The organism is Sphingomonas sp. (assembly GCF_035998645.1).
In the GTDB taxonomy this organism is placed as follows: domain Bacteria; phylum Pseudomonadota; class Alphaproteobacteria; order Sphingomonadales; family Sphingomonadaceae; genus Sphingomonas.
The window spans coordinates 507,193-533,885 of record NZ_DASYHL010000005.1; the positions used below are offsets into that span (position 1 = coordinate 507,193).

The window sequence follows — 26,693 nt, forward strand, 5'->3', positions numbered from 1 at the left end:
TCGCCGGCAAGTCCAAACAGGATGTGCGTTGACGCGCGCCCGATCAGGCGGCGAGTATCTCGAACTCGTCCTCGCTCAGCGGGATCTGGAATTCGAGGCCGGCTTCGAAGTCGTTCGACCACACCACGCGCGCGGCCCAGTGGCCGACATGCGGCAGCGTCAGCCAGATGATCGAATCGCGGCGGATTGCCGAATAGGTCTCGATCTTCGCGCCATGCGTCGACAGGTCGACGACCTTGCATAGCGCCCGATCAAGTCCACCCCGCCCGACCTTGGCATCGAGCGACACCGGTGCGCGCGGCGCGCGACGACGCCCAAGCACTGCCGGTTCGAATTCTGCGGTAAAGCTGCGTCTGCCCGTGGAAATCATGCGGCCAGCCTAGGCCGCGATGGCTAAAGCCGCGTTAACGGCTTGCCGAAACGCAAACGACCCGCCCCGGGATGCGGGACGGGCCGTTTTATCGGGTTCGATCGGGCTAAACGCCCGCCTCGCTCACTTCTTGGAGAGCGAGAGACCACCGAAACGCTTGTTGAAGCGCGCAACCTGGCCGCCGCTGTCGAGCATCTGGCCACGGCCACCGGTCCATGCCGGATGCGCCAGCGGATCGATTTCCAGCTGCATCAGATCCCCTTCCTTGCCCCACGTCGAACGCGTCTCATAGACGGTGCCGTCGGTCATCTGGACCTTGATCATGTGATAATCGGGGTGCGTATCGGGCTTCACGGATCTATTCCTTGAATTGAGCGCCGGTTTCCGACCGGCAACAAGAAGGCGCGGCCCCTAACAGAGCCGCGCGCTTCATGCAATGGACTTCGGTGCCAGCCGCTACGCGCTCGGCGGATCGGCGATCATCGCGGTAAACTCGCACTCGGTCGCCAGATCATCGCCCAGATAGGCCTTGCCCGCAAACTTGCAGATCCGCGACCGCTTCTGAACGAACTCAACCTCGAGCCGCAGCAACACACCCGGCTCAACCGGCTTGCGGAACTTCACGCCATCGATCGACATGAAATAGACCAGCTTGCCGGTGCCCGCGAGGCCAAGGCTCTCGACCGCAAGCACGCCCGCCGCCTGCGCCAGCGCCTCCACCTGGAGGACGCCGGGCATGATCGGCCGTCCAGGGAAATGCCCCTGGAAGAACTCCTCGTTGATCGACACCGCCTTGATCGCGACGATTCGTTCGTCGGGGATCAGCTGCTCGACCCGATCGACGAGCAGCATCGGGTAACGGTGCGGAAGCGCCGCCATCACCCGCGTCACATCGAGCGGGCCGATGGCGGCCTTTCCTTCGGCGGCGTCGCTCACCGGCCGGTGGGTGCCGGCTGGGTCGGCGCCGGTGCGGGCTGCTGCGACTGCTGCGGCGGCGGTGCGACGGTCTGTACGCTGGGCAGCTGCTGGTTGAGCGCGGCGAGCACCGGATCGGTGATGTCAGCGGAGGTTGCCGAGAACAGCAGCGTATTCTTGGACACCGCGATCGTGGCACCGCGCTGGTTGGCAACCTGCTCGATCACCGGGGCGAGGCGCTCGGCGACCTGCTGGTCGACATATTGCGCGTTGCGGCGCAGCGTCTGCTCACGCTCGGAGATCGCGCGCTGGATCGGCTCCGCACGACGCTGGAACGCCTGAACGCGCTGATCGAGCGCTGCGTCGGGCTTTCCGTTCGCAGCACGCAGCGCGGCCTCGATCGCGGTGCGCTCAGTCTGCAGCGGCGCCGTCTGCTGCTGGGCATATTGCTGCAGCTGGGTCTGCTGAGTCTGAAGCTGGCCGCGCGCGGCGACGCACGCGACGCAGGTGCTCATGACCCGCTCGACATCGACAACGGCTACCTTGGCGTCGGCCAGCGTCTGTGCAACCGCAGCGCCGGTACCGAACGTGGCACCCGCGACCGCAATCGCGGCGAGAATGGTTTTGGTGTTACCCATTAGAATGAAGTCCCTACGTTGAATGTGAAGAGTTTGGTGTCGTCACCCTTCTGGGTGAGGAAGGCATGCGCGAGATCGAGCCGCAACGGACCGAACGGCGAGTTCCAGTTCACGCCGATGCCAACCGACAGGCGCGGCTTTGGCGAGTTGCCGAGGAAGCGCTCAAGGAACGGATCGGTCTGGACATTGTAGATCCCGTTTACCGAGGTGCCAGCGCACGCACCGCCAGCAGTGGTCGAGTAGCCGATGCTACACGTCGTAAGCTGTCCCGGGGCCACCGGGTCCGAAAGTGGCACGGCATAAAGCGGCACTGTCTGTCCGTTGACGGTGGTCGTCTGCGGCGTCTGGATCGGCAACAGCGACGGCGAACCGTCGGCGTTCGTCAACAACGAAGCTCCGGCCCAGGCCGGGTTATTGGGATCCGTCAGGATCGTCCTGTTCCCGCTACCGTCCGTGATAAAGCGCGCCTGGGTGAACTCAGCCGTCTTGTTCGGCTCACGCACACCCCAGTTGGCGCCCGCCATCAGGAAGATCGACGGACGGATGCCCATCTCGCGCGCACCAGCGCCCAGCGGAATTTCGAGTTCGAGCTTGCCCAGATAATAGGCACGGCCACCGATCGCATCGTCGAAGATCTGGTCCTCGTCAGTGATCAGCGTCTGGGTACCGGCGGCTACGCTGCCGGTATAGCTGACGCGCTGGATGCGCGGGCCGACGCCGCGAATGTCGAAGCCGCGGAATTGCGGCTCACCCAGGAAGAAGCGGTCGGTAATACGGACCGGATCGACGCCTGCGGCCGAATCCTCAAGGCTGTGAATATACCCGCCTTCGACGCCGGCAGAGAAGATGAATCCGCTTCCGACATTCCAGTATTTGTCGCCGTCAAAGCGACCGCGCAGATATTTCACATCGCCGCCCAGACCGGCAACGTCAGTGCCGAGCACCAGCCGCTGCCCGCGCGTCGGGCGCAGACGGCTGTTGAGGCTGTCATAGATCAGCGACAGGCCGACGGCCGAGGTCCAGCGATTGCCCAGCGCCTCGCAGAGATAGCGACCGGCCTTGAGCGGATCGCAGACCCCGTTGGTGAAGAAGCTGTTCTCGTCGAGCGACACCGAATCATGCGTCAGCGAGTAGCGCCCGGACAGCGTCCAGAACTCGGTCAGCGGCACGCCCAGCACGACCTGGCCGCCGGTCGAAACCTGCTCATAGGTCGTCCGGCGATCGGTGCCGAGGTAGTTGAACGAGTTATAATCGCGGCGGAACAACGTACCGCCCAGCGCGACATTCTGGTCGAACAGATAGGGTTCGGTAAAGCCGAGCTCGACCGACTTCGAATAGCTCGAATAATCGGCCGACAGGCGCAGATCCTGGCCCTTGCCGCGGAAGTTGCGCTGGCGGATCGATCCCTGGAAGATGAACCGCTCAAGGCTGGAGAAGCCTGCCGAAAGCGTCAGTTCGCCGGTCGACTTCTCCTCGACATTCGCGGTCAGGATGACGCGATCGGGCGCCGATCCTTCCTTCTGCTCGATCTCGAACTTCTCGTTGAAATAGCCGAGCGAGTTGATGCGATCCTGCGACCGCTTGACCAGGAAGGTGTTGAACGCGTCACCCTCGGCGAGGCGCAGCTCTCGGCGGATCACCTTGTCCTGCGTCTGCGTGTTGCCGTTGATGTCGATCCGCTCGACATAGGTGCGGCGCGCTTCGGCGATGTTGAAGTTGATCGACATCGTCAACTTCTCGCGATCACGCTGGAAGTCGGGGCTGACATTGGCAAAGGCGTAGCCGAACGCACCCGCCGTCTCCGACAGCTGGTCGATCGTGTCCTCGACCATTTTGGCGTTGTACCAGTCGCCCTCCTTCATCGCGAGGCCCTTGGCGAGCGCCTCATCGTCGAAGTCGCGGATGTTGCTGTCGACCTTGACCGGCCCGAACTTGTAGCGCGGCCCTTCCTCGATCACATAAGTGATGATGAAGTCGCGCTTGTCCGGGGTCAGCTCGGCGACTGCCGACACCACGCGGAAATCGGCATAGCCTTCGGTCAGATAAAACTGGCGCAGCTTCTGCTGGTCATAGGCCAGACGATCCTGATCATAGCTCGTATTCGAGCTCATGATGCTGGTCAGGCGGGCCTGCTTGGTCGCCATCTCACCGCGCAGCTTGCCGTCGGGAAACTGCTCGTTGCCGATGATGTTGATCTGGCGGACCTTGGACTTGGGTCCTTCGCGCACTTCAAACACGACATCGACGCGGTTCTGGTCGAGGCTGACCATCTTTGGCTCGACCGTCGCGGCAAAGCGGCCCTGACGGCGATACAGCTCGACGATCCGCGCAACGTCCGCGCGCACTGCGGTGCGCGTGAACATCTGGCGCGGAGCGAGCTTGATTTCCTTGACGATCTTGTCGTCCTTCAGGCGCTTGTTGCCCTCAAGGATGACGCGGTTGATCACCGGATTCTCACGCACGCGCAGCACGATATCACCCGACTCGACGCCCTCGATCGTCACGTCTGCGAGCAGCTCGCTCGCCAGCACGTCGCGGATCGCCTGATCTAGGCTCTCGGTCGTGTAGGTCTGGCCGACGCGCAGGCGCGTGTAGGACAGCACCGTCTCGGGCTCGAGCCGCTGCGTACCCTCGACCCGCAGCGTGCGGATCGTACGTACCTCCAACGCCTCTGGCAGTGGGGCCGGCTGTTGCGCGACCGGAGCGGGGGCTGGCGCCTGCTGAGCCTGCGCGGCGGTGGCGAGCGCGAACAATGTCGTGCCGGCCAACAGGACCGCAGAGGCGCGCGCGCCGAATTTTGTAACCTTGATAGCCGTCACCATCCCACCCCAGTCGGATCTAAGAGATTTTGGTCGGAAGCTTGCGCTCGTTCGCACGCCCTGCCCCAACCGGTTCAGCCGATCAACCCGGCCAGGCTTCTCCAAACGCCAAAGGCGCCCAGATCGTTGAATGTTACCAGCAGCATCAACGCGAGTATCGCCACCATCCCGCCGCGAAATGCCCATTCCATCACCTCAGGCTCGACGGGTTTCCGGCGGACCGCTTCAACCGCATAGAACAGAAGATGGCCGCCATCCAGCACCGGGACTGGCAGCAGGTTAATGAACCCCAGATTTATCGAGATGAGCGCGGCCATGATAATGAACTGCTCGGCCCCGAGCGACAGCATCTCCCCGGAAACCTTGGCGATTCGCAACGGCCCGCCCAATTCGCTGACCGGCACCCGCCCCATGATCAGCTGGCCCAGGCCATCGATCATCGTCCCGACCAGAGACACGGTGCGGTTGAGGCCGACAACGGGCGCTTGCCACCACGCGACGGGGGTACGCACCACCTGCTCGCTCGGCGCAATCCCCAGAATTCCGCGGCTCGTCTCGTTTCCGAAGCGATCCTTCTCGACCCGGCGGCCGATCACCGCCTCGGTACGCGCCGGCTGTCCGTCGCGCACATAATCGATCTGCACCTTCATCCCCGCGCGAAGCGAGGTGAAGCGCATCATGTCCTCGAATGTTTCGACCTGCCGCCCGCCAATCGCGACAAACCGATCGCCCGGCTTCAGCCCGGCCGCCGCAGCAGGCGTGCCCGGCTGGATCTGCCCGGCTACCGCCGGCATCTTCGCCTCGCCATAGGCCACCGAAAAAGCGCCGAGAATCGCAATCGCGACCAGAAAATTGGTAATCGGCCCCGCCGCAACCACAATCGCGCGTTGCCACAAGGGCTTGGCCTGAAAGGTCTGGGCCCGCTCCGCCGCCGGCAGCGCAAGCCATTCGGGGCTCGGCTGCCCTGCCGGATTCATGTCGCCCGCGAACTTGACGTAACCACCAAGCGGCAGCCACCCGAACTTCCACCGCGTCCCGCGCTTGTCGGTAAACCCCGCCACCTCGCGTCCAAACCCGATCGAGAACGCCTCAGCCTTGATCCCGAAATAGCGACCGGCAGCGTAATGACCCAGCTCGTGCACGAAGACGAGCGGCCCGATGATCAGGAAGAATGCGATCAGGTAAAGGAAGAAACCCGGGGTTTCAGTCAAGCTACGCAGTCCTTCACACGCTCGCCCGCCAAAATCCGCGCCTCCGCATCGATCGCCAAAACCTGATCGAGCGTTTCCGGCGCGGCCGGGTCGTAGCGATTGAGGGTATCCGCGACGATTGCGGCAATTTCAAGAAAGCCGATCTGCCGCGCCAGGAACGACGCGACCGCCACTTCGTTCGCCGCATTCAGGATCGCCGGACGCGCCCCGCCCGCCGCCAGCGCCTCACGCGCCAGCTTCAGGCACGGGAAGCGGACATAGTCCGGCGCCTCGAAATCCAGTCGGCCGATGGTGGCGAGATCAAGGCGCTGGCACGGCGTCTCCATCCGCCGCGGCCACGCCAGCGCATGCGCGATCGGCACGCGCATATCGGGCGAGCCGAGCTGCGCCAGCACCGACCCGTCGACATATTCGACCATCGAATGGATCACCGACTGGCGGTGAACGATCACGTCGAGCTGATCGGGCGTCACCGGGAACAGGTGATACGCCTCGATCAGTTCCAGCCCCTTGTTCATCATCGTCGCCGAATCGACGCTGATCTTCGCCCCCATCGACCAGTTGGGATGCGCCACCGCCTGTTCGGGCGTGATCGCGTGCATCTCGGCCAGCGTCCGCTCGCGGAACGGCCCGCCGCTCGCGGTCAGGATGATGCGTGAGATGCGGTCTGTATTCTGCGTCTCAAGGCACTGGAATACCGCATTATGTTCCGAATCGACCGGCAACAGCGTCGCGCCGGTCGCCGCTGCGGCCTGCATCACCACATCGCCTGCGGAGACCAGCGACTCCTTGTTGGCGAGCGCCACCGCCTGCCCGCCCTCAAGCGCGGCCAGCACCGGCTTCAGCCCGGCCGTCCCGACGATCGCGGCCATCGTCCAGTCAGCGCCCATCCGCGCCGCGTCGCACACCGCCTCAGGACCCGAGGCGACCTCGACCCCCGTCCCCGCCAGCGCGTCGGTCAATGCCTGATGGCATGTCGGATCGGCGACAACTGCACGTTTCGCCCGCACCCGATTCGCCGCCGCGGCCAGCCGCTCGACATCGCAATTGGCGGTCAGTGCGACCACCTCGAACGCCGCAGGGTCGCGCTCGATCAGATCGAGCGTCGACGTCCCCACCGATCCGGTCGCGCCAAGGATGGTAACCGTTTTCATCAAAATCCCTGGATCAATACGAGGAGCGCGGCGACCGGCGCCACCGGAACCAGCCCGTCGAGACGGTCGAGCACGCCGCCATGCCCGGGCAGCACCGACCCCGAATCCTTGACGCCAGCACGGCGCTTGAGATGGCTTTCATACAGGTCGCCTGCCTGCGCCAGAACCGCGAGCACCGGCGTGGCCAGCGCCAGCAACATCGGCAGACCCCACATGGTCAGGACCAATCCGAAAACCGCCGCAGCGCTCACGCCACCGAACAACCCCGCCCAGGTCTTATTCGGACTAACCGCCGGCATCAGTTTCGGCCCGCCAATCGTGCGCCCGGCGAAATAGGCTCCGATATCGCACGCCCACACCAGCGCCATCGCCCAAAAGGCGAGCAACAGCCCACCCTGCCAGTCGCGCAGCATCAACAATGCCAGCACCGGCAGCCCGACATAGACCGCCCCCGCTCCCAACGCCCCGTTGCGCGTGACGATCGCAATGAAAAAGCCAGCGCCGAGAACTAGCCCGAACGCCAGGAAGCTCGGCCCCGCCGCCCAGGGCGACATAATCGCGAGCGGCACCATCAGCGCATATTGCGCCAGCTTCTTCTGCTGCGGCGTCGCGCCATGCAGCCCGCCCCATTCGTGAACCATCACCAGCGCCGCGACCGTCACCAGCAACCAAAAGGCAAAATCGCCAAACCACAAGGCCGCCGCCGCAATCACAATCAACGCCATGCCGACCACCGCTCGGGTGCCAAGATCGGCGTTCTTGCGAGGCGGAACTGTTGTCACAGGCCCCCGAACCGACGCTGCCGCCGCCCGAACTGCGCCACCGCATCGGCCAGCGCCGCGCCGTCGAAATCGGGCCACAACGTCTCGACGAACAGCAATTCGGCATAGGCCGCCTGCCATAGCAGGAAGTTCGACAGCCTTTGCTCACCCGAGGTACGGATCAGCAGGTCGAGCGGGGGCAGGTCATGCGTGGTCAGCGCATCGCTGAACATCGCCTCGTCGATCGCCTCCGGTTCGACCTCGCCCGCCTTCGCCGCGCTCGCCAGCCGCCGCGCCGCCGCAACGATCTCCGCCTGCGCGCCATAGTTGAGCGCGATCACCAGCGTCGCCCCGGTGTTGACTGATGTCCGGGCAATCGCCTCGTCGATCATCGCCACCAGATCGCCCGACAGCGCATGATAGTCGCCGATCACGCGCAACCGCACATTCTCGGCGACCAGATCCTTCAGCTCATTCTTCAGGAAATGGCGCAGCAACCCCATCAGGTCGCGCACTTCCTCCTCCGGACGTCGCCAATTTTCTGACGAGAAAGCGTAGAGCGTCAGCACCTCGATGCCCTGCTCGCGCGCCGCCTTGGACACGCGACGCACCGCTTCGACGCCCTGCTTGTGCCCGGCAAGACGCGGCAGCCGCCGGGCCTTCGCCCAGCGACCATTGCCGTCCATGATGATGGCGACATGACGGGGAATCGGCGCTGCCTCGGCGGTAGGTGCGGGGTTCGAGGCCATGCTAGCCCCTCCCCTTCAGGGGAGGGGTTGGGGTGGGGCCTGTCAGTCTCACCGAGACTGGCGGGAGCGAGGATAGGCCCCACCCCAACCCCTCCCCTAAAGGAGAGGGGCTTAGAGAATGACCACCAGTCACTTCCCCAGAATTTCCTTTTCCTTCGCGCTCGACGCAGCGTCGATTTCGGCGATGGTCGCATCGGTCATCTTCTGGACGTCGGCCTCATGCCGCTTGCGGTCATCCTCGCCGAACTCGCCCTTTTTCTCGTCGGTCTTCAGGCTGTCCATGCCGTCGCGGCGCACGTTGCGCACGGCGATGCGCGCAGCCTCGGCATATTTGCTGGCGAGCTTGGCCAGTTCCTTGCGACGCTCCTCGGTCAAATCCGGGATCGGCAGCCGCAGATTCTGCCCGTCAACGATCGGGTTGAGGCCCAGGCCGGCCGAACGGATCGCCTTGTCGACCGGGCCGACATTCGACTTGTCCCACACCTGCACCGACAGCATCCGCGGCTCGGGCGCCGACACCGTCGCGACCTGGTTGAGCGGCATGTGCGACCCATAGACCTCGACCGTCACCGGCTCGAGCAGCGTGGTGCTCGCACGCCCGGTGCGCAGCCCGCCCAGGTCATGCTTCAGCGATTCGACCGCGCCGTTCATCCGGCGCTCCAGATCGGCCTTGTCATATGCGGCCATAGCTCAGGTTCCTCTTATTCTGTCTTAACTTAAGCGGTTACGGGCTGGTTGCGGACGATGGTCGAGGTACCCTCACCACGCAAGACCGCTTCCAAAGTGCCCTCGTCGCGGATGTTGAACACCACGATCGGAATGTCATTGTCGCGGCACAGTGCCACCGCAGTCGCGTCCATCACCTTGAGGTTGTCGACCAGCACGCGATCGAAGGTCAGTTCCTCATAGCGGGTCGCGCTCGCCACCTTCTTTGGATCGGCATTGTACACGCCATCGACGCTGGTGCCTTTGAACAGCGCATCACAATTCATCTCGGCGGCACGCAGCGCGGCGGTGGTGTCGGTGGTAAAGAACGGAAGGCCCGTGCCAGCGGCAAAGATCACCACCCGGCCCTTCTCCATATGCCGCATCGCCTTGCGCCGGATATAGGGTTCGGACACGCTCGCCATCGGGATCGCCGACTGCACGCGGGTATCGACACCAAGCCGCTCCAGCGTGTTCTGCATCGCCAGCGCGTTCATCACCGTGGCGAGCATGCCCATATAATCGGCGCTCGCCCGCTCGAACCCCTGCGCCGCACCGGCGAGGCCACGGAAGATATTCCCGCCGCCAACGACCATACAAATCTCGAACCCCGCCTCGGTCGCCGCCTTCACCTCGCGCGCGACGCGCTCACAGGTGGCAGGATCGATCCCGAACTGCCCCTGCCCCATCAGCACTTCGCCGGAGAGTTTGAGGAGGATGCGTTTGAAGCGTGGCGCGGTCATCTGGCCCTATGGTCTGTCGGGGGTTGGGAGCGGCGCGGACCTTAGGCGCGGGCGCGTGGGAAGCCAAGCGGGGAAACCGGTTCGAACGAGGCGCGTAAGACCAGTCAGGGCTTGGGGACGATGACCAGCTTGTATGGGATATAGAGCATCACATCGGCTGGCCCAGCCCGGGTCCACAGCACGGGCATGTTGAGCCCCTCGATCGTCACGGCATATCCAGCGCCCATCCGGTCGGACAGCACGCGCGCGTCAGCCATGACGCTCTCTGCAATCTGCAGCCGATATTGATCCGGGCCGACGATCGACAGCGACGAATCACCGCTGATGTCCATCTGTGCCCGTCCGACCTCTGGGACGGCATCGACATAGGCCTCGATGCGCTTTTCGGCGCTCGCACCACTTTCCTTGCCGCCAAGCGGCGCCTTGACCAGAAACTCGACCTTCTGGCTGTCGGGGCGATTGTCATTCGACAGAGTCACCTCGTCCAGATTGGCTGCAGTCAGCGGCGTCAGGATATAATCGCCGAACGCCAGTTGGACGCCATGCTTGCCCGCCATCTCGACCGCGCGCGCCAGCATCTGCCGGATTTCGGTCCCGCGCAGCTTCGGGTCGCGGGTATCGCCGCGAATCACGACCTCCTGGACGAGAAAGTCTGCCGTGCGCCGCAGGCCAACGGCAGGCATGTCGCGCTCATAGCTGTCCTGCTCGACCCGGCTTCCCGTGACGACGACCTCCTGCGAGGCAAGGTCCTGCGCCGCCACCGGGAGCGCAAGGCCCAGCGCGGCAATCACCAGAACAGCCTTCATCATAGCCCCCTCCCCGATCTATATTATTCGGGAGCTTCTGCCCCGCCCCGTTCCAAGTCAATCGAAGTTCACCGCGACGAAACCACAAACAAAAAGGGCGCGGCCATCGCTGGCCGCGCCCTCCTTGTTCGCTCATTGTCGCGCGATCAGCCAGCAGCTGCCGCAGCCACTTCCGCTGCGAAGTCGCTCTCTTCCTTCTCGATGCCTTCACCGAGCTGGAAGCGGACATAGTCGACCAGCGTGATCGTCGTGCCGGCGTCCTTGCCCGCCTTTGCGATCACGTCGCCGACCGGGGTCTTGCCGTCCATGACGAACGCCTGGGTGAGCAGCGCGTTCTCTTTCTTGAACTTCTCGACCGGGCCGTTGAGGATCTTCGCGGCGACCTCGTCGGACTTGCCGACGATCTTGTCGGCGTTCTTCTCGCGCAGGATCGCGGCTTCGCGCTCGACGACCTCGGGGTCGAGATCTTCGACCGACAGCGCCAGCGGGAAGGCAGCGGCGATGTGCATCGCGATCTGCTTGCCCAGCGGCTCGAGCACGTCAGCGCCCGCGTCCGATTCGAGCGCGACGAGCACGCCGATCTTGCCAAGGCCCGGGGCCGCGGCGTTGTGGACGTACGGGATCACCGCGCCGTTGGTCACTGCGACCTTCTTCGCGCGACGCAGCACCTGATTCTCGCCGATCGTGGCGATGTTCGCGACCAGCACGTCTTCGATCGTGCCGCCGGTGATCGACTGCGCCTTCAGCGCCTCGACATCATCGATACCCTGCTCAAGCGCAACGGCGGTCGCTTCGCGGACAAAGCCCTGGAAGATTTCGTTCTTTGCAACGAAGTCGGTCTGCGAGTTGACCTCGACAGCCACGCCCTTGGTGCCCGCGACGGCAACGCCGACGAGGCCTTCAGCGGCGGTGCGGCTCGACTTCTTGGCGGCGGCGGCAAGGCCCTTCGAACGCAGCCAGTCGCTGGCCGCTTCGATGTCGCCATTGGTTTCGGTCAGCGCCTTCTTGCAGTCCATCATGCCGGCGCCGCTCTTCTCGCGCAGTTCCTTCACGGCTGCTGCAGTGATCTCGGCCATGTTCTTGTTCCTCGTGCTTAAGCGGTTAGCTTCAAATATGGTGCGGGCGGGACAAAGCTGAAACGCCCTGCCCCGCCCCCATTACGGTTCGATGACCAGAGCGCTTACGCGTCGATCTGGCGCTCGCCCTCAGCAGCCGTTTCCGGCTCGGTCGAAGCGGCCGGAGCTTCCGGCTCAGCTGCGACGGCAGGAGCCGGCTCAGCAAGCGCTGCTTCGACCGGCGGCACTTCGGCAGCACCGAAATCGCCGCTGCTCATCTGCGCCTGGTTGTTGCCGCGGGTCGCCGCGATCGCGACGGCTTCGCAGTACAGGCGGATCGCGCGGCTGGCGTCGTCATTCGCCGGAACCGGGAATGCGATGCCGTCGGGCGAGACGTTCGAGTCGAGGATCGCGACGACCGGGATGCCGAGCGTGTTGGCTTCCTTGATCGCCAGCTCTTCCTTGTTCGCGTCGATCACGAACATGATGTCGGGAACGCCGCCCATGTCGCGGATGCCGCCGAGCGAAAGCTCCAGCTTGTCCTTCTCACGGGTCAGGTTCAGCACTTCCTTCTTGGTCAGGCCGTGCGTGTCACCCGACAGCTGCTCTTCGAGCGTCTTCAGGCGCTTGATCGAGTTGCTGATGGTCTTCCAGTTGGTGAGCATGCCGCCCAGCCAGCGATGGTTGACGAAATGCTGGTTCGACTTGCGCGCCGCGTCGGCAATCGCTTCCTGCGCCTGACGCTTGGTGCCGACGAACAGCACCTTGCCGCCCGACGAAACCGTCGAGCTGATGAAGTCCAGCGCGCGCGCGAACAGCGGCACGGTCTGCGACAGGTCGATGATGTGAACGCCGTTGCGGTCGCCGAAGATATACGGCTTCATCTTCGGGTTCCAGCGGTGGGTCTGGTGACCGAAGTGTGCGCCCGATTCGAGCAGCTGCTGCATGGAGACGACTGGTGCCGCCATAGGGATAACTCCTTCCGGTTGAGCCTCTGGGAAGCGAGTGACCGAAGGCCGTGACGGCCCGCAGCACCGGGTTATGTTGCTTCCCATGCGGTGTTGAGGGGGCGCGCTTAGTCGAGAATGCGACGGGGCGCAAGAGAACAAAAGCGGATTGCACCGCTTGACACACGGAACGTTAATGGAACATAAAGGGTTCACACGGCGGACAGGGAACCTTGGCCGCGCTTGAGCGTCGCGAATCTTCAGGATTCCAGTCGCTTAGAAAGAATCCGGGAGGCCAAAGATGGTTGCTGTTCTTGCCACGCTGCTGTTCACCACTGCGTTCACCGTGTCGATCTGGGCTATGTTCACCACGATCGCACCGCGCCTCGACTATATGCGCGCACTGCTGCGTGGCGAAGTCGTGCCCGCCCTGACGCCGGCCCACGCCGCGCGGGTCCGCGTCAGCCCGCGGGCGGCACCGCGCCGGGCTTCGCCGATCCTGCGGGCGGCGGCATAGTCCGACGATACGCCCGTATGCTGAACGGAAGTGTCGCGAGATAGCCGAGACAGATTGCCGTAAGCGTCTGCCACGGAGCACTAACGAGCGCAGCGGCGAGCACGACGACCACGACCAGCGCCTCGAACCGGACATTACGCCGCAACCGCAGCGACTTCCACGAATAGGTGGCAAGGCTCGACACCATCAGCAGGCCGATGAACGCGACCCACGGGGTAACGATCCACGGCGAGCGGGCGAGTTCCTCACCGCTCCACAGCCAGATGTAGAGCGGAAGCATTGCCAGTCCAGCGCCAGCAGGCGCAGGTATGCCGGTGAAAAAGCCGGCCAGTTTTCGCGGCTGGGCATCGCTGTCGATCTGAGCATTGAACCGGGCGAGCCGCAGCGCGCAGAACACGGCATAGAGCAACGCGACGATCCACCCGACCTTGGGCGCATACATCAACGCCCAGAGATAGAGGATCAGCGCGGGTGCAACGCCGAACGAGATCGCGTCGGACAGACTGTCCAGCTCCGCGCCGAACTTGCTCTCGCCCCGCACCATGCGCGCCACCTGGCCATCGATCCCGTCGAGCAGCGCCGCGATCAGGATCATGAGAACCGCGCGTTCCCAATTCTCGCTGATCGCATAGCGGACGCCGGTCAGGCCCGAGCACAGTGCGAGAGCGGTGATCGCGTTGGGGGCGATCGTGCGTAGCGGGATTCCACGGCGCAGGGGACGCGGGCGCAGGCTCATGGGGCAAAGCTCACTGGGCAATACCCTCCGCCGCACGAGCACCCTTCAGGCCAACGATGGTTTCGCCAGCGAGGCAGCGCTGGCCGAGCGCCACCTGCGGCGCATAATCGTCGGGCAGAAATACATCGAGGCGGCTGCCGAAGCGGATCAGGCCAAAGCGCTGCCCTGCCGCGACGATGTCGCCGGGCTTGACGAACGTCACGATGCGGCGCGCGACCAGTCCCGCGATCTGCGTAAAGCCGACGCGGGTACCGTCGTGCGACTCCATCACGAAATGCTGGCGCTCATTCTCTTCGCTCGCCTTGTCGAGATCGGCGTTGAGGAACTTGCCCGCGATGTACACGACCTGACGGATCGTGCCGGCCATCGGGGTGCGGTTAATATGGACGTCGAATACGGACATAAAGATCGAAACGCGCACACGCGTCGCTTCGTTCAATCCTTCCGGTCCGGCGATCTCGCGCGGCACCGGCACACGCTCGATCATCGTCACCAATCCGTCAGCGGGAGAGATGATCATCCCCGCCCCCTGCGGCGTCACGCGGATCGGATCGCGGAAAAAGGCGGCAACCCAGATCGTCACGCCGATCAGCGCAAAGCCGAGCTCGTCCCAGATCGCAAAAAGGAACAGGATCGTGATCGCCGCGGAGATCAGCACATATTTACGCCCCTCCGGATGAACCGAGGGGAAGCGCCACTTAACGGTGTTCGTGACGGCGGGCGGGGTTTCGAGTGAAGGCATGGCCGGGGGTCTAGCTGTGTCATCCGCGCAACACAATCCTGCGTGGCGCTGACCGATACCGGTGTCTGCCATAGCTTGATCGCGCGCGCGCTTGCTCCTAGACGCACGGCCAAACCCTATCCTCCCGATACGAACAGGAAAGCGAGCATGGCGAAGATCAAGGTCAAGAACCCGGTCGTCGAGATCGACGGCGACGAAATGACGCGGATCATCTGGGAATGGATCCGCGAACGCCTGATCAAGCCCTATCTCGACATCGACCTCAAATATTACGACCTGAGCGTCGAGAAGCGCGACGAGACCAACGACCAGATCACGGTCGACGCCGCGAACGCGATCAGGGAATATGGCGTCGGCGTGAAGTGCGCGACGATCACCCCGGACGAGCAGCGCGTCGAGGAATTCAACCTCAAGGAAATGTGGAAGTCGCCCAACGGCACGATCCGCAACATCCTTGGCGGCGTCGTGTTCCGCGAGCCGATCGTGATCAGTAACGTTCCGCGCCTGATCCCCGGCTGGACCAAGCCGATCGTCGTCGGCCGCCACGCGTTCGGTGACCAGTATCGCGCGACCGACTTCAAGGTGCCCGGTGCCGGCAAGCTGCGCCTCGTGTTCGAAGGTGAAGATGGTCAGGTCATCGACCGCGAAGTGTTCAACTTCCCGGGTTCGGGCGTCGCGATGGCGATGTACAACCTCGACGATTCGATCCGCGATTTTGCGCGCGCATCGTTCAACTACGGCCTCAACCTGAAGTGGCCGGTGTACCTGTCGACCAAGAACACGATCCTCAAGGCCTATGATGGCCGCTTCAAGGACCTGTTCCAGGAAGTGTTCGAGACCGAGGGCTTCGACGCGAAGTTCAAGGAAGCGGGCATCGTCTATGAGCACCGCCTGATCGACGACATGGTCGCATCGGCGCTCAAGTGGAGCGGCGAGTTCGTGTGGGCGTGCAAGAACTATGACGGCGACGTCCAGTCGGATCAGGTCGCACAGGGCTTTGGCTCGCTCGGCCTGATGACCTCGGTCCTGCTGTCGCCCGACGGCAAGACGGTCGAGGCCGAAGCGGCGCACGGCACCGTCACGCGCCACTATCGCCAGCACCAGCAGGGCAAGGCGACGTCGACCAACCCGATCGCGTCGATCTTCGCCTGGACCGGCGGCCTCAAGTTCCGCGGCAAGTTCGACGACACGCCGGAAGTCACCAAGTTCGCCGAGACGCTGGAGCGCGTGTGCATCGAGACCGTCGAAAGCGGCAAGATGACCAAGGATCTCGCGCTGCTGATTGGTCCGGACCAGCCCTGGATGACCACCGAGCAGTTCTTTGAGGCGATCCGCCAGAACCTCGAGACCGAAATGGCCAGCTGGGCGTAAGCCTCGCTGCCACCGGCAAGAGAATGGGCCGCGTTCCGATCGGGGACGCGGCCTTTTTCTTACGCTGCGTCAGTGGCTCTGTACCCACGCATATGCGAGAGGAAGCAGTGGTTCCGACACTTCATTCAAAAACCGTTCCGACATCCGCTTCGGGCATGCTGCGCGATACTGCGGCCGCGCGTAGCGCTTGAAAATAGAGCGCGAAGATAATCCAGTAGGCGATAAATGGCGCGTGCGCAGCATCACGATACGGCATCTGGGTGATCATCCACAGGCTTCCAATGCTCCCGGCAAAGGCGAGAGCCGCAAGAACCGCCGTAAGAAACCCCTTGCCAAACGAAGGCCTCAGCTTTGCGCCTCCGCGGTATCCGACTAGGAATAGCGCTACAAAGCTCGCCCATACGGCACCCCATATAGGGAGGCTGCGAAGCATCGATCCCAACACTTCGGTGGTATCTTCGGCCTGTCCGCGCAGCATCGAAAGATAGCCGCTATACGCCGTCAGCACAAAGATGCCGGCTGCCAATGCAGCGGCCATGGACCACAGCATGATCGGGCGAACCCAAAAACGATCGTCAGTCACGCATACCCCCTAAGTTGCCAAGCCCGGAGCCGTTGGCCCGAAATCTTCCCGTTGGAATGGAATTGATATCAATCTTGTCCCTAAAATGGGTAGCGGGATTAATTTGGCGCCGTCGACGCCGGTGGCATGACAAAAGCTCCTCCGCCCCGCTAGAGTACGTGCATGGCCTTAGACCTGTCCAACAACAGCTTCAGCGACGCGCTCGTCATTCTCGGCGCCGCGGGACTGGTCATTCCCGCCTTCGCACGGTTCCGGATCAGCCCGGTGATCGGCTTCATCCTGGTTGGCGCACTGGTCGGTCCGGCGGGGCTAGGCCAGCTCGTGCCTTACATACCGTGGCTCTATTATTTCACGATCAGCGACCCCCTTTCGATCGAGCCCTTTGCCGAATTCGGCATCATCCTGCTGCTGTTTACGATCGGGCTCGAGCTATCGTTCAAACGACTATGGACGATGCGCGGGCTGGTGTTCGGAGTCGGGGCGGCGGAGTTGCTGGGGGCCGCGCTGCTAATCGGTTTGGCCCTCTACACTTTGGGACAGACCTGGGCAGGCGCACTTGGCCTCGGACTTGCGCTCGCCCTCTCCTCCACCGCACTGGTCCTGCCGATCGCCGGAACGACGAGTGCGGTCGGGCGGGCAGCGTTCGCGATGCTGTTGTTCGAAGATCTCGCGCTGGTTCCGATCATCTTCCTGCTCGGCGCACTCGCCCCCGCGGCGGCCGATGCGGGCTGGGCACAGCTCGCCGCGACACTGGGCAAGAGTGCGCTCGTCGTAGCGGCACTGTTCATCGGCGGACGCTTCATCCTGCCACGGATGTTCGGACAAGCGGCGCGCACCAAGTCGCCCGAGCTGTTCCTCGCCGCTAGCCTGCTGGTGGTGATCGTCGCAAGCATGGCCACCACCGCAGTCGGCCTGTCACCGATCGTCGGGGCTCTGCTCGCCGGGCTGTTGATCGCGGAAACCGAATATCACAGCGAGGTCGAGGTCATCACCGCCCCGTTCAAGGGCCTGGCACTCGGCGTGTTCCTGATCACAGTCGGAATGCGGCTCGACCTGCGCATGGTGGCGCAGGATTGGGCGATGCTGCTCGGCGCGATCCTGGGGGTGATGGCGATCAAGGTCGGCGTGACGATCGCCCTGCTCAAGCTGTCGGGCGCACGCACCGGCACGGCGGCGGAAACCGGCGTATTGATGGCGAGCCCATCCGAGACCACGCTGATCGTATTGGGCGTCGCGACCACGGCGGGGCTGATCCAGCCGTCTACTGCTACCTTCTGGACCACGGTCACCGCGATCGGCCTGACGATCACGCCGCTGCTGGCCAAGGCCGGACAGTTCGCCTCGCGCCGGATCGAGGCGCGGGACCACCGCGCTGTGATCGTCGATCCCGCCGACATCGTCGTGGGTGGCACCGTCATCATCGGCTTTGGCCGCGTCGGACGGACCGTTGCCGATATGCTGCGCGCGCATGACAAGCCCTATCTTGCTGTGGATGCAGACATCGACGGCGTCGCGGCGGCGCGGCGCGAAGGCTATACCGTCATGTTCGGCGACGTGTCGCGCAGCGAGCTCGTCGACCGGCTCGGCCTTGGCCATGCCAAGGCGCTGATCCTGACGATGGACGATCCCGTCCTGACCGTCCGCCTCACCCGCCGGGTGCGCAATTGGGTGCCCCACATCCCAATCATCGCGCGCGCCCGCGACGCTGCGCACGCCGCCGAACTCTACAAGGCCGGCGCGACCGATGCGGTACCCGAGACGCTCGAAAGCTCGCTGCAGCTGTCCGAGGCTGTACTGGTCGATCTTGGCGTTGCGGTCGGACCGGTGATCGCTTCGATCCACGAGAAGCGCGACGAGATGCGCAAGGCGATCAAGGAAGCCGCCGGGCTGGAGCGCGAACCGCGTATCCGGCGGGTGCGGACGGAAGAGGCCGGGACCTAGCCCCTAGCCCATCCGCGCCCGTACGACGCGCTTCAGCACGTCGAGCGGCATCGCGCCCTTGCGCAGCACCTCGTGGAACTGGCGCGGGTCCCATTTGTCGCCGCCTTTCGCCTTCGCCTCATCGCGCAGCTGCACCCACACGGTGTGCCCGATCTTGTAGCTGCACGCCTGGCCCGGCCAGACGGTGTAGCGGTCGATCTCGGCCTGGCTCCGGCCACGCGCGATGCCGGTGGTCGCGATGAAGTAATCGGTCGCCTGCTCGCGGCTCCAGCGCTTGGCGTGCATGCCACTATCGACCACCAGTCGCGTCGCGCGGAACAGCAGCGACTGGAGATAGCCGACCTGCCCAAGCGGATCGCCGTCATACATGCCCATCTCATCCGCCAACTGCTCGGTATAGAGCGCCCAGCCCTCGCTATAGCCGCTGAACCCGCCGCGACGGCGGATCAGCGGAATATCCTGCGATTCGAGCGCGAGCATGACCTGAAGGTGATGGCCCGGTACCGCCTCGTGATAGCTGAGCGTCGCAAGGCCGAACTTCGGCCGGTCAAACGTGTCGCGCAAATTGATGAAATAGATGCCGGGCCGCGAGCCATCGAGCGTCGCGGCCTGATAATAGCCCCCCGGCGCACCCGCCTGAATCGCGGGCGGCACGCGGCGGACCTCGACCGGGGCCTTTGGCAGTGTCGCAAATTGTTCGGGCAGGCGCTTTTCCATCGCCCGGACCTGTCCGCGCAGTGTTTCCAGCAACGCCTCACGACCGGGATCGGTATTCGGGAAGAGTTGATCGGGCCGCTCATTGAGCGCGACCAGCCGCGCACCGACCGTCCCGCTCCTCATCCCCTGCGCCTTGAGGACCGTGTCGATCCGGCCGCTGATCTCGGCCACCTGCTCCAGCCCGATCCGATGGATTTCCTCGCCGCTAAGCCGCGTGGTCGTCGCAGCCTCCGCTGCGGCGGTGTAATAGGCCTCGCCATCGGGCAGCCGCCATACGCCAGCGTCATGCGTCGCGCGGGCCCGCAACTCCGTGACTAGCGCGCGCTGGCGGTCGAGCGCGGGGAACACCTTGTCGGAGATGATCTTCTCGGCCTGTGCCACGCGCTCAGACGGCAGCTTCGCACCTTCCAGCTTCGCCTTGAACGACGCGACCAGTCCGGTCTCGCCGGGCGCCTTGTCGCGCAGTGCCGCGAACTGCTTCAACGTGGTGTCGAGGACATAATCCGGCGCAAACACCCTGCGCGCGGAATCGGCGCGCTGGCGCTCGCTTTCCTGATCGAGCACGACCGCAAACGCCTCGAGGCGGGCAAGATAGGCGTCGGCATCGACCGCATCGCGCACGCGGTGCTGGGCATCGAGGAAATCGGGAACGTCCTGATAGGCGCCGGTCAGCTGGCTCAGGCGATAGGGCGCATAACGCCCGCCGGCGGCGCCATAGGTGAAGGTCTCGCGCCCCGCGATGCTCTTTTCGAGCTGGTAGGTGACGATGTCGTAATCGAGCCGGGCATTGTCGCCGAGTGTCGCCGGGTCGAGTGCCTTGATCGCGGAGAGCTCGCTTTTGGCGCGGGCCAGATCGCGCGCGGCGTCCGCCGCGCTACGCCCAGAGAGCTGTGACCGGAGCGCCGAATTCTTGCCGGTGTCGAGCCCCAGCGCGGTGGCGCTCTCCGGGCTTTGCGTCAGCCGGTCGTTAAAGATCCGGTCGAGGAGCGCGCGCAGCGCTGCATCGCCGGTCCCCGCTTGGGCCTGCCCCGCCGCACGGGCCGCGGCGGGGACACTAGTGGCAAGCGCTGCTGCGCCGATGGACTGGACGAACGAACGGCGGCGCAGGGTCATAGGGGTTGGCTTCTCCGGGTCAGTTATCGAGTGCGGGCACCCTCGCCACGCAGGCGGCGAGTGCGGCGGTCGCCTCGCCGTCCTGCGCGCGCAAGCGTGCCTCGCGCTGCGCCGACTGGGCCGCGACTTCAGCATCCACCTTCTTGCCGTTCTTGCCCACTGCGCGCCCGGAATCAGCCGCCGCCATGCCCCAATAAATGAGCTGGTCGAACAGCTGCGACTCCTGCGGCGTACCCTTGCCGATCTTCAGCGCGGCATGGGTCAGCGCGGCGCAGTTCAACGCCTCGGGGTAAGGGGGCAATTTGCCCTGCGCCGTGGCGGCGGGGGCGGCGATGAGGGCCGCAGCAATTGCGGCGGCCGTCCAAACATGATCACGCAGCTTCTGTCTCCTCGGCAAGCGCTTGCCTGACGGCGTCGAGCGCGGACTGGGCGTTGCCGCCCTCGGGTCCGCCACCCTGCGCCATGTCCGGCCGCCCGCCGCCGCCCTGCCCGCCCAGCGCGGCAACGCCACGCTTGACCAGCTCGACGGCACTGAAGGTGCCGGTCAGGTCGTCGGTGACACCCACCGCGATCGCTGCACGTCCTTCATTTACCGCGACAAAAGCTACCACAGCTGAACCGATCCGCGCTTTCGCCTCATCCACCGCGCCACGCAGCGCCTTTGGATCGAGCCCGTCGAGGATCTGGCCGACGAAATTGACGCCAGCAATCTGCTCGGGTCCGGCCGGAGCCGCAGCACCGCCGCCGCCCATCGCCAGCGCCTTCTTGGCCTCCGCCAGTTCGCGCTCCAGCTTGCGCCGCTCTTCGACCAGCGCCGCAACGCGCGCGCCGACCTCATCGGGCGAGGTCTTGAGCGTCGCCGCCACCTCGCGCAGTTTGGCGTCGCGATCGCCCAGCCACGCGCGCGCGGCCTCGCCGGTCAGCGCCTCAATCCGGCGCACGCCGCTCGACACCGCGCTCTCACCGATGATCTTGAAGATCGCGATATCGCCCGTCGCGTTGACGTGAGTCCCGCCGCACAGCTCGACCGAATAGCGCTTCTCGGTCTGCCGACCCATCGACAGCACGCGCACTTCGTCGCCGTACTTCTCGCCGAACAGCGCCAGCGCACCCGCCGCGACCGCATCGTCCGGCGTCATCAGCCGCGTGCCGACCGTCTCGTTGGCGCGGATCTCGGCATTCACCTCGGCCTCGATATCCGCAATCTCCGCGGCGCTCAGCGCCGACGGGTGCGAGAAGTCGAATCGCAGCCGATCCGGCGCGACCAGCGAACCCTTTTGCGAGACATGCCCGCCCAGCCGGTTGCGCAGAGCCGCGTGCAGCAAATGGGTCGCCGAGTGATTGGCGCGAATCGCGTCGCGACGCGTCACGTCGATCCCCAACTTTACCGTGTCGCCAACCTTGATCTCGCCGCGCGCCAGTGTCGCCTGATGCGCGTGCAGCCGACCGAGCGGCTTGGCGGTATCGCTGACGATCGCCTCAGCCATATCATTGCCGATGGTGCCCGCGTCGCCCATCTGCCCACCGCTTTCGCCATAGAAGGGCGTCTGGTTGGTGAGGATCGTCACTTCATCGCCCGCACCGGCGCGGTCGACGCGCACGCCGTCCTTGACCAAGGCGACGACCTGCCCCTCGCCCTCGGTCGAGCTATAGCCGGTGAATTCCGTGCTCCCATGCTCCTCGGCGATGTCGAACCACACATCGTCGCTGGCCTTGGCGCCCGAACCCTTCCACGCGGCGCGCGCGGCATCCTTCTGGCGCTTCATCGCCGCGTCGAACCCGTCGCGGTCGACCTTCATCCCCTGCGGACGCAGCGCATCCTCGGTCAGATCATAGGGGAAGCCATAGGTGTCATAGAGCTTGAACGCGGTCTCGCCGGGCAGGGTATCGCCCTCGCCCATCGACCCCGTCGCCTCGTCCAGCAGCTTGAGGCCATTCGCCAGCGTCTGGCGGAAGCGGGTTTCCTCCTGCAACAACGTCGCCTCGATCAGCGGCTGGGCGCGGACCAGTTCTGGGAAAGCACCGCCCATTTCGGCCACCAGCGCCGGCACCATGCGGTGCATCAACGGGTCCTTCGCGCCCAGGATATGCGCATGGCGCATCGCCCGGCGCATGATCCGACGCAGCACATAGCCGCGCCCTTCATTCGCCGGCAGCACGCCATCGGCGACAAGGAAGCCGGACGTGCGGATATGGTCGGCGATCACGCGATGGCTCGCCTGATTGTCGCCGGTCGTCGCCGATTGCGTCAGCGCGCCGCTCTCCGCGATCAGCGCCTTGAACGTGTCGGTATCATAATTGTCGTGCACGCCCTGCAGCACCGCCGCGATGCGCTCCAGCCCCATGCCGGTGTCGATGCTCGGCTTGGGCAGGTCGCCGACGATCTGGTCCGCCTCCTGCACATGCTGCATGAAGACGAGGTTCCAGATTTCGACAAAGCGGTCGCCATCCTCTTCCGGGCTTCCCGGAGGGCCGCCCCAGATATGGTCGCCATGGTCGTAGAAGATTTCCGAACACGGCCCGCACGGACCATCCGACCCCATCGCCCAGAAATTGTCCTTGGTCGCGATGCGGATGATGCGCTCTTCGGGGAGCCCTGCGATCTTCTTCCACAGCCCGAACGCCTGATCGTCGGTGTGATAAACGGTCGCGGTCAGCTTGTCGGCGGGCAGGCCCCATTCCTTGGTCAGCAGCGTCCAGGCATGCAGGATCGCCTGCTCCTTGAAATAATCGCCGAACGAGAAATTTCCGAGCATTTCAAAGAAGGTATGATGCCGCGCGGTATAGCCGACATTGTCGAGGTCGTTATGCTTGCCGCCCGCGCGCACGCACTTCTGGCTCGACGCCGCGGTGGTGTAGGGCCGCGTTTCAAGGCCGGTGAACACGTTCTTGAACGGCACCATGCCCGCGTTGACGAACATCAGCGTCGGATCGTTATGCGGCACCAGCGGAGCGGACTGGACGCGTGCATGGCCCTGGCCCTCGAAATAGTCGAGGAAGCTGCGGCGGATATCGTTGGTCGAGGTCATTTTCGCGACTTAAGCGCGACGAGGCGTTCGCTCAAGCGAAACGGTTCGATCAGGGTGATTGGGGATCGTCTAGCGCCCGTTGCAACGGGCCTTCACGCGCCATTTCCGATCCCGCTCCTTGACTACACTGGCTGGGATCGGGAACTCGATCACCGAGCACCCACCATCGCTGATTGCGGGAAGATCATCGCTGCTTTTCAGCCAGATGCGCTCACCCGCTTTCAAAGACGGGTAGGACAAATCGCGCTCTTCACAAGGAACGACACCCTTGCCAAGCTCCTCACACTGAGCGTCTGGCGACGCTTCCGGAAGCGGCAAGGTAAAGACAACGCGGATCGATCCATCGCGTTCGTACGCATAGTACCTTGCATATTGATCAAGCGTTCTAGCTTCACTGGGCATTACGATCCCAGCCTCAATCTTATTCATCAACGCTTCGGCAGGATCAGTTGGCTGCGCACAGCCGACGAGTAGAATCGAGACCAAAGCTAAAAATCTCACCCAATCGGCTCCTCGATCGACCTCGGCGGCACGCTGAACCACTTCGGCCCCGCTTCGATCATATGGAAGCAATCCTCCAGCCGCACGCCGAACTTGCCCGGCAGATACAGGCCGGGTTCGTTCGAGAAGCACATGCCCGACGCGAGCTTCGTCATTTCGCCGCGCACCAAGTTGATCGGCTCATGCCCGTCCATGCCGATGCCATGGCCGGTGCGGTGCGACAGGCCGGGGAGCTTATAGTCGGGGCCATAGCCAAGCATCGCATACCAGCCGCGCACCGCATCATCGACGCGGCCCGCCGGAACCCCAATCTGCGCGGCTGCGAATGCGCGTTGCTGCCCGGCGCGGACATGCTCCCAAACCTTGCGCTGCTCCGCATTCGCCGTGCCATGGACGAAGGTGCGGCTGATATCGCTTTCATAGCCGTGGACCCGCGCGCCACAGTCCATCAGCACGACCTCGCCCTTCACCACCCGCTGCGGCTTGCCGGTGCCGTGCGGATAGGCCGATGCCTCGCCCAGCAGGATCAGGTTGAACGCCACCTGCCCGCCCAGCTTCACCGTCGCCGCAGTCATCAGCGCGGCGATGTCGGCGGGCGTCATCCCCGCCTCGATTCGCGGATAGGTCCAGCGATAGGCGGCAAGCGTCACATCCGCCGCCTTCTGCATCAGTGCGATCTCGGCCGGCGTCTTGAACATGCGGCACCCGCGCACGACCGGGTTGGCCGACACGATCTTCACGCCCGCAAGCGCGCGCCACATGCCATCGACCGCAAAGAAGCGCGCAGTTTCCTCGATCCCCAGCGGGCGCCCGAGCAGTTTCTTCTCGCGCAGGAACCCCGCGACCACCGCGAACGGATCCTCATGCTCCTGCCACACCCGGATTTCCGCCGGGATGCCGAGCGATTCGCGGACCGACGGCTCCTCGAAAAACGGCGTGACGATGATCGGATCGCCCTCGACCGGGATCACCGCCGCCGTCAGGCGCTCGCTGCGGCCCCAGCGCACGCCGGTGAAATAGAGCAGGCTCGCCCCCGGTTCGATCAGCACCGCGCCGATGCCATTCGCCTTCATCAGCGTCTGCGCGCGGGTGAGCCGCGCGGCGCGCTCCTCCCGCCCGATCGGCACCGCGTCGCCGGTGATCGGCTGTAGCGCCGTCAGGTCGGGCTGCGCGGCCCGCGCGACCGCGGAAAACCCGATCGGCGCGAGCGCTCCCGCCGCGATCAACCCGCGCCGGGTCAGCCTCATGCCACAGGCTCCGGCGTCTCCTTCTCGCCCGCCGACACGATCGTCGCGAGCACCAGATCGCCGATGACGTTGAGCACGGTGCGGCACATGTCGAGGAACCGGTCGACGCCCAGCACCAGCCCGATGCCTGCAGGCGGGACCCCGACCATGCCCAGGATCAGCGCGATCACTGGCAGCGACCCCGCCGGGACGCCCGCCGTGCCAATACCGCCGAGGATGCACACCAGCATCACCGTGATCTGCTGGGTCAGCGTCAGGTCGACGCCAAAGAACTGCGCGAGGAAGATCACCGTCACGCCCTCGAACATCGCGGTGCCGTTCTGGTTGGCGGTCGCCCCGATCGTCAGCACGAAGCGCGACACCTTGGGCGGCAGCTTGAGCTTATTCTCCGCGACGCGCAGCGCGGTCGGCAGCGTCGCGTTGGACGATGCGGTGGAGAAGGCCATCACCGCCGCCTCCTGCGTCTGGCGGAAGAATGCGAGCGGGCTTTTGCGGGCGAGCAGCAGCAACAGGATCGGGAAGACGATGAACATCTGCGTGCCGAGCGCCGCCAGCACCACGCCGACGAATGCAAGCAGCCGCACCAGCAGCTCCCAGCCGAACAGCGCGGCGAGGTTGAACATGAAGCAGAACACCGCGATCGGCGCGAGGCGGATGACGAGGCCGATCAGCCGCATCGACACCTCGAACACGCCCTCGATCCCGCGCTTGAGCGTCTGGACGTGCGGTTTGTCGAGGGTCAGCAGGATGCCGATGCCAAAGAACAGCGCGAAGAACATGATCGCGAGGATGTCGTTCGCGGTCATCGCCGCGACGACATTGGTGGGCACGATGTTGAGGATTGCATCTACGCCGGTTGGCGTGGTGGCGGTGCGGTCTAGGATCGCGCCGGCGCTGTCGCCCGATGCGGCGAGCAGCGCCTGTGCTTCGGCGCGATCCACCCCGGCGCCGGGCTGAAGCAGGTTCACCAGCAACAGGCTGACGATCACGGCGATGGTCGAAACGCAGATGGTGAGCACCAGCGTGCGCAGGCCGACGCGCTTGAGCGCGGCGATCTCGCCCATTTCGGCGATGCCGACGACAAGTGCCGAGAAGAGCAGCGGGATCACCAGCATGAACAGCAGGCGCAGGAACACCTGGCCGATCGGGCCGGTGACATAGGTTGTCACGGTCTTGACCCATGCCGCGTCGGCGGAGGTGAAGTGGACGAACAGGCCAAGGGCTAGGCCGAGCACGAACCCGCCCAACATCTGCCATTGCAGCGTCGATTCGCGCCGCACCTCCGTAATCGCCTCTGCCCCCGACATGCTCACCCCTTAGATT

The 26,693-nt window shown here is 64.6% G+C and carries 26 protein-coding genes; 3 read left to right on the plus strand and 23 right to left on the minus strand.

Going from position 1 to position 26,693, the window contains the following annotated elements:
• Window positions 1-43: 43 nt before the first annotated feature.
• The 14 genes from VGN66_RS16140 to rpsB all read right to left on the minus strand — a co-directional run bounded on the left by VGN66_RS16140 (window position 44) and on the right by rpsB (window position 12,894).
• Window positions 44-370, minus strand: a complete 327-nt coding sequence (locus VGN66_RS16140; RefSeq protein ID WP_327519818.1) for a PilZ domain-containing protein — start codon at window positions 368-370, stop codon at window positions 44-46.
• A 123-nt stretch (window positions 371-493) separates the two neighbouring features.
• Window positions 494-724 carry a 50S ribosomal protein L31 gene (gene rpmE / locus VGN66_RS16145; protein ID WP_066660932.1) on the minus strand — a complete coding sequence of 77 codons (231 nt, stop codon included), beginning with the start codon at window positions 722-724 and terminating at the stop codon, window positions 494-496.
• Between the two features lie 102 nt (window positions 725-826).
• Window positions 827-1,306 (minus strand): 3-hydroxyacyl-ACP dehydratase FabZ, encoded by a 480-nt coding sequence (gene fabZ, locus VGN66_RS16150; RefSeq protein ID WP_327519819.1) that lies wholly within the window; start codon window positions 1,304-1,306, stop codon window positions 827-829.
• Window positions 1,303-1,923, minus strand: a complete 621-nt coding sequence (locus VGN66_RS16155; RefSeq protein ID WP_327519820.1) for an OmpH family outer membrane protein — start codon at window positions 1,921-1,923, stop codon at window positions 1,303-1,305. Before VGN66_RS16155 ends, fabZ begins: the two co-directional genes overlap by 4 nt.
• Window positions 1,923-4,745, minus strand: coding sequence for an outer membrane protein assembly factor BamA (gene bamA, locus VGN66_RS16160; RefSeq protein ID WP_327519821.1), 2,823 nt, complete (start codon window positions 4,743-4,745; stop codon window positions 1,923-1,925). Before bamA ends, VGN66_RS16155 begins: the two co-directional genes overlap by 1 nt.
• Window positions 4,746-4,816: 71 nt before the next feature.
• Entirely contained in the window at window positions 4,817-5,953 is a 1,137-nt protein-coding gene (locus VGN66_RS16165) for a M50 family metallopeptidase (RefSeq protein ID WP_327519822.1), read from the minus strand.
• Window positions 5,950-7,107 (minus strand): 1-deoxy-D-xylulose-5-phosphate reductoisomerase, encoded by a 1,158-nt coding sequence (locus VGN66_RS16170; protein ID WP_327519823.1) that lies wholly within the window; start codon window positions 7,105-7,107, stop codon window positions 5,950-5,952. Before VGN66_RS16170 ends, VGN66_RS16165 begins: the two co-directional genes overlap by 4 nt.
• The gene (locus tag VGN66_RS16175; protein WP_327519824.1) at window positions 7,107-7,889 is read right to left on the minus strand and encodes a phosphatidate cytidylyltransferase; all 783 of its coding nucleotides are present in this window, start codon (window positions 7,887-7,889) and stop codon (window positions 7,107-7,109) included. The genes VGN66_RS16170 and VGN66_RS16175 overlap by 1 nt, the downstream gene beginning before the upstream one ends.
• A complete protein-coding gene (locus tag VGN66_RS16180; RefSeq protein WP_327519825.1) occupies window positions 7,886-8,617 on the minus strand; it encodes an isoprenyl transferase in 732 nt (243 codons plus the stop codon). Before VGN66_RS16180 ends, VGN66_RS16175 begins: the two co-directional genes overlap by 4 nt.
• A gap of 129 nt (window positions 8,618-8,746) precedes the next feature.
• Window positions 8,747-9,304, minus strand: a complete 558-nt coding sequence (gene frr, locus VGN66_RS16185) for a ribosome recycling factor (protein ID WP_224920125.1) — start codon at window positions 9,302-9,304, stop codon at window positions 8,747-8,749.
• 29 nt (window positions 9,305-9,333) lie between these two features.
• Entirely contained in the window at window positions 9,334-10,065 is a 732-nt protein-coding gene (gene pyrH, locus VGN66_RS16190; RefSeq protein WP_327519826.1) for a UMP kinase, read from the minus strand.
• A gap of 104 nt (window positions 10,066-10,169) precedes the next feature.
• Window positions 10,170-10,874 (minus strand): TonB-dependent receptor, encoded by a 705-nt coding sequence (locus VGN66_RS16195; protein WP_327519827.1) that lies wholly within the window; start codon window positions 10,872-10,874, stop codon window positions 10,170-10,172.
• Between the two features lie 143 nt (window positions 10,875-11,017).
• Window positions 11,018-11,947: a translation elongation factor Ts gene (tsf, locus tag VGN66_RS16200; protein ID WP_327519828.1), complete on the minus strand. Its 930-nt coding sequence runs from the start codon at window positions 11,945-11,947 to the stop codon at window positions 11,018-11,020.
• 104 nt (window positions 11,948-12,051) lie between these two features.
• The gene (gene rpsB / locus VGN66_RS16205) at window positions 12,052-12,894 is read right to left on the minus strand and encodes a 30S ribosomal protein S2 (RefSeq protein WP_224920131.1); all 843 of its coding nucleotides are present in this window, start codon (window positions 12,892-12,894) and stop codon (window positions 12,052-12,054) included.
• A 280-nt stretch (window positions 12,895-13,174) separates the two neighbouring features.
• Here rpsB and VGN66_RS16210 point away from each other — a divergent pair, with 280 nt between their 5' ends.
• On the plus strand, window positions 13,175-13,390 hold the full coding sequence (locus VGN66_RS16210; RefSeq protein ID WP_327519829.1) for a hypothetical protein: 216 nt from the start codon (window positions 13,175-13,177) through the stop codon (window positions 13,388-13,390).
• Here VGN66_RS16210 and pssA read toward each other — a convergent pair.
• The gene (gene pssA / locus VGN66_RS16215; RefSeq protein ID WP_327519830.1) at window positions 13,335-14,126 is read right to left on the minus strand and encodes a CDP-diacylglycerol--serine O-phosphatidyltransferase; all 792 of its coding nucleotides are present in this window, start codon (window positions 14,124-14,126) and stop codon (window positions 13,335-13,337) included. The two genes, VGN66_RS16210 and pssA, sit on opposite strands and share 56 nt — an antisense overlap.
• 10 nt (window positions 14,127-14,136) lie before the next feature.
• Entirely contained in the window at window positions 14,137-14,868 is a 732-nt protein-coding gene (locus VGN66_RS16220; RefSeq protein WP_327519831.1) for a phosphatidylserine decarboxylase, read from the minus strand.
• Window positions 14,869-15,015: 147 nt separating this feature from the next.
• Here VGN66_RS16220 and VGN66_RS16225 point away from each other — a divergent pair, with 147 nt between their 5' ends.
• On the plus strand, window positions 15,016-16,239 hold the full coding sequence (locus tag VGN66_RS16225; RefSeq protein ID WP_327519832.1) for an NADP-dependent isocitrate dehydrogenase: 1,224 nt from the start codon (window positions 15,016-15,018) through the stop codon (window positions 16,237-16,239).
• A 121-nt stretch (window positions 16,240-16,360) separates the two neighbouring features.
• Here the strand turns inward: VGN66_RS16225 and VGN66_RS16230 are convergent, their stop codons facing one another.
• Window positions 16,361-16,822: a hypothetical protein gene (locus tag VGN66_RS16230; RefSeq protein ID WP_327519833.1), complete on the minus strand. Its 462-nt coding sequence runs from the start codon at window positions 16,820-16,822 to the stop codon at window positions 16,361-16,363.
• Window positions 16,823-16,984: 162 nt separating this feature from the next.
• On the opposite strand from VGN66_RS16230, the gene VGN66_RS16235 reads away from it, so the two are divergent.
• A complete protein-coding gene (locus tag VGN66_RS16235) occupies window positions 16,985-18,763 on the plus strand; it encodes a cation:proton antiporter (protein ID WP_327519834.1) in 1,779 nt (592 codons plus the stop codon).
• 3 nt (window positions 18,764-18,766) lie between these two features.
• On the opposite strand, the gene VGN66_RS16240 is transcribed toward VGN66_RS16235, so the two are convergent.
• The 6 genes from VGN66_RS16240 to VGN66_RS16265 all read right to left on the minus strand — a co-directional run bounded on the left by VGN66_RS16240 (window position 18,767) and on the right by VGN66_RS16265 (window position 26,677).
• Window positions 18,767-20,587 (minus strand): DUF885 domain-containing protein, encoded by a 1,821-nt coding sequence (locus VGN66_RS16240; protein WP_327520286.1) that lies wholly within the window; start codon window positions 20,585-20,587, stop codon window positions 18,767-18,769.
• A 25-nt stretch (window positions 20,588-20,612) separates the two neighbouring features.
• Window positions 20,613-20,894: a hypothetical protein gene (locus tag VGN66_RS16245; RefSeq protein WP_327519835.1), complete on the minus strand. Its 282-nt coding sequence runs from the start codon at window positions 20,892-20,894 to the stop codon at window positions 20,613-20,615.
• A 70-nt stretch (window positions 20,895-20,964) separates the two neighbouring features.
• On the minus strand, window positions 20,965-23,622 hold the full coding sequence (alaS, locus tag VGN66_RS16250) for an alanine--tRNA ligase (protein WP_327519836.1): 2,658 nt from the start codon (window positions 23,620-23,622) through the stop codon (window positions 20,965-20,967).
• 69 nt (window positions 23,623-23,691) lie between these two features.
• Window positions 23,692-24,123 (minus strand): hypothetical protein, encoded by a 432-nt coding sequence (locus VGN66_RS16255; protein WP_327519837.1) that lies wholly within the window; start codon window positions 24,121-24,123, stop codon window positions 23,692-23,694.
• Window positions 24,120-25,370: a Xaa-Pro peptidase family protein gene (locus tag VGN66_RS16260; protein ID WP_327519838.1), complete on the minus strand. Its 1,251-nt coding sequence runs from the start codon at window positions 25,368-25,370 to the stop codon at window positions 24,120-24,122. Before VGN66_RS16260 ends, VGN66_RS16255 begins: the two co-directional genes overlap by 4 nt.
• The gene (locus VGN66_RS16265; protein WP_327519839.1) at window positions 25,367-26,677 is read right to left on the minus strand and encodes a dicarboxylate/amino acid:cation symporter; all 1,311 of its coding nucleotides are present in this window, start codon (window positions 26,675-26,677) and stop codon (window positions 25,367-25,369) included. Before VGN66_RS16265 ends, VGN66_RS16260 begins: the two co-directional genes overlap by 4 nt.
• Between the last annotated feature and the right edge of the window lie 16 nt (window positions 26,678-26,693).